The organism is Chthonomonas sp., assembly GCF_035294165.1.
In the GTDB taxonomy this organism is placed as follows: Bacteria; Armatimonadota; Chthonomonadetes; order Chthonomonadales; family Chthonomonadaceae; genus Chthonomonas.
On the sequence record NZ_DATGLN010000040.1, the window covers coordinates 1 to 2,574 of the forward strand.

At 56.8% G+C, this 2,574-nt stretch carries 2 protein-coding genes; both read left to right on the plus strand.

Annotation, left to right across the window (positions count from 1 at the left end; genetic code table 11):
• Window positions 1-625 (plus strand): glutamine synthetase family protein (locus VKV29_RS01385; RefSeq protein ID WP_414647172.1); only part of this gene is annotated, 625 nt, incomplete at its 5' end.
• A 560-nt stretch (window positions 626-1,185) separates the two neighbouring features.
• Window positions 1,186-2,469 (plus strand): outer membrane beta-barrel protein, encoded by a 1,284-nt coding sequence (locus VKV29_RS01390; protein ID WP_324199503.1) that lies wholly within the window; start codon window positions 1,186-1,188, stop codon window positions 2,467-2,469.
• Window positions 2,470-2,574: the final 105 nt, after the last annotated feature.

Genomic DNA, 2,574 nt, shown 5'->3' on the forward strand with positions numbered 1-2,574 from the left:
CGGCTCCGGCATGCACACCCACCAGTCGCTATGGAAGGATGGCAAACCCCTCTTCTTCGATGAGAAGGGCTACGGGCAGCTCTCCGAGCTAGCCGTCTACTACATCGGCGGCATCCTGAAACACGCGGCCTCTCTGCTGGCTTTTTGTGCCCCCACCACCAACTCCTATCGGCGGCTCGTGCCGGGGTACGAGGCCCCCATCAATCTGATCTACTCCGCCCGCAACCGCTCGGCCTGCGTGCGCATTCCTATGATCAGCAAGTCGCCTAAGGCCAAACGCATCGAGTTCCGCGCACCCGATCCCAGCGCCAACCCCTATCTGGCCTTCGCCGCGATGATGATGGCCGGCCTCGACGGCATCGAAAACAAAATCCAGCCACCGGCCCCCATTGATAAAGACCTCTATGAACTGGAGCCGGAAGAGCGCCACGGCATCGCCCAAACCCCCGGCAGCCTCGCCGAAAGCCTTCAGGCTTTGGAGGAGGACCACGAGTATCTGCTGAAGGGTGGGGTCTTCGATCAAGACCTCATCGAAACCTATATCGAGTACAAGCGCAAGCAGGAGATCGAACAGATCGCTCTGCGTCCCCACCCCTACGAGTTCGCCCTGTACTACGATATTTAGAAAAGCTTCTCTGTGCAGGAAAGAGCCTCTCTTTCCTGCACACTTCTCTCGTGGCGCTGCCAACAAAGTTCGGCAAAAAAAACATTCGGCAAGAAAATTTGAAAAAAATTATCCAAACAATTGACAACGGCGCACCTTGTTTGGTAATATAGTTACAGCTTGCAGGGCATATCTGCTGCTGCAAGTGTAAATCTGTCCCAGCGCTGGGACAAAGTTGGTTCATTCACCCCTTTTGCGGCAGCGATGCCGTAAATGGCTTTGTCGCAAAATCCCCTACAGTGTTGTTCCCCATAGCGTCGTCGCTAATCGCCTTACGCGGGCGTCTTTACGTTCCGCTTGTCTTCCCCGGCTGGTCAATGTCGCTGCGTCGGAAGCGCCTTTGCCCTATGCCTTTACGGAGTCGTCTCTTCGCCGATGTCGGCAAGCGTCTCCCCCGGCTAGGTCAATAGGCGTGCCTGTTCTGGCTCTGTTCCGCTTTTGGAGCCAGCCTGTTTTTCCCCACAGCGAATCTCAAATTCGCCGTGGCATCACCACTTTATCCTTAGCTAAAGGAGGGCACATTGAACATTCACTTTGGGAGGCTCTTCTCCCTAACAACCGTACAGGCTGCAATGCCTCAACGCTTAGGCTATGCGAAAGCGCTGGCCTATCGGCTTGGAGTTTGCGGGCTTCTGGGGCTGGTCGTTCTTACAACGGCTCCGAAATCGGCGCGTGCCGATGGCAGCTCCGGCCCAAAACCCGGCGAAGTGGACATCTCAGGCTATCTCGACCTCTACTACCTGATCAACGCGCGCGGCCCCTATCCCGCCGCAGTGCTAACCACAACGGATGGAGAGAAGATCGGCATTGACAACGTGGGGCGTTCGTTCGATATCAACGACCGTGAACTGAGCCTGAGCCTTTTAGAGCTGAACATCACCCGCAACGAGGGAAAGGGGATACCGTTCAGCATCACCGCCACGCTCACCACCGGAGACACGGCCCGCCTCGTTCATGCCACCGAGCCGGGAGGTACCGCCGCATGGCAGACGATCCAACAGCTCTACATCACCAAAACGCTCAATATCATGAAGCACCCGGTAACCTTCGATGCCGGCATCTTCGTGACGAGTTTCGGCTATGAGGTGATCGAGAGCGCCAAAAATGACGAGTACTCTCGCAGCTTCGGCTTCCAGTATGCGATTCCGTTCTATCATGCCGGCTTACGGGCAACCACGCCCCTCTCTAAAACGCTCACCATTCAGGGAGGGCTGGTGAACGGCTGGAACGACATTGCCGACGATAACGATGCTAAAAGCGGCTTCGTGCAACTCTCTTGGGCGCCCAACGCCAGCCTCACAACCAACCTCACCTATATGGGCGGACTGGAGGGAACCGGCGCTTACGGCCCCGCGTTAGCGCCCATCCACAAAGGGGGGATAGATACCAACCTCTTCGAGGTGCAGCCTACCTACCAGGTTACAAAAGACCTGAAGCTGGCCGCAAAGGTGGACTACGGTCAGGGTGCCGGCAATGTGGGTAAGACCCACTACTCCGGCTACTGGACGGATATCGCCGGTTATGCTCGCTACCAGCTCACTCCAAAACTGGCTGTGGCGGCGTGCTACGATCAGTTCGAGGATGTCGCCGGCGCGGGCGGGGCCGGCCTCCGGCTTGGTCTTCCCGGCTACACCGTGCTGCGTGAGGCCACTCTCACCCTCGAGTACTCGCTCTTCAAGAACCAGGTTCTCACTCGGCTGGAGTATCGCCACGACCACGCGAACAAACCCTTCTTCCTCGGAGGGCATGGCACCACCACACTCGATCAAGACACATTCACACTCGCAGCGGTGGTGAAGTTCTAAATTCAACCTAAAAAGTTTCGACGCTATGGAGGAGACGCAAAAGAATGACAACGTATATGCCACGCTTTAGAGCCTATTGGGCGCGAACGATGTTTGTGTTAGGGC